The following is a 503-nucleotide window of genomic DNA, read 5'->3' as shown; positions in this document are numbered from 1 at the left end:
TTGAAGCGCCAGCTGTCGTTGCCGGTTTCGACGATGTCGCAGTGGTGGGTGATGCGATCGAGCAGCGCGGTCGTCATTTTGGGATCGCCGAACACGCTGGGCCATTCGCCGAACGTCAGGTTGGTGGTGATGATCACCGACGTGTGCTCGTAGAGCTTGCTGATCAGGTGGAACAGCAGCTGGCCGCCCGAGCGGGCGAACGGCAGATAGCCAAGCTCGTCGAGCACCACGAGCTCGTGGCGGCGCATCTGGGCCGCGAGCGCGCCGGCCTTGCCGATCCGCGTCTCCTCCTCGAGCTGCGTCACCAGATCGACAGTGTTGAAGTAGCGACCGCGGGCACCGGCGCGGATGACGCTGGCGGCGATCGCGCTGGCGAGGTGGGTCTTGCCGGTGCCGGTGCCCCCGACCAGCACGACGTTGCGGCGCCCCGGCAGGAACGAGCCTGCGTGAAGCGAGCGCACCAGCCCTTCGTTGATCGGGGTGTTCTCGAACACGAACGCGTC

The 503-nt window shown here is 66.6% G+C and carries 1 protein-coding gene; it reads right to left on the bottom strand.

Features of this window, described 5'->3' with window-relative positions; translation table 11 throughout:
* Positions 1 to 503: IS21-like element helper ATPase IstB (gene istB, locus IE187_RS21210; RefSeq protein ID WP_189677971.1), on the bottom strand; the 503-nt coding region annotated here is incomplete at both ends.

Origin of the sequence: Sphingomonas glacialis (assembly GCF_014653575.1) — a bacterium.
Lineage (GTDB): Bacteria > Pseudomonadota > Alphaproteobacteria > Sphingomonadales > Sphingomonadaceae > Sphingomonas > Sphingomonas glacialis.
The sequence above is the reverse complement of the archived record's forward strand: the minus strand, read 5'-3'. Positions and strand labels throughout refer to the sequence as shown.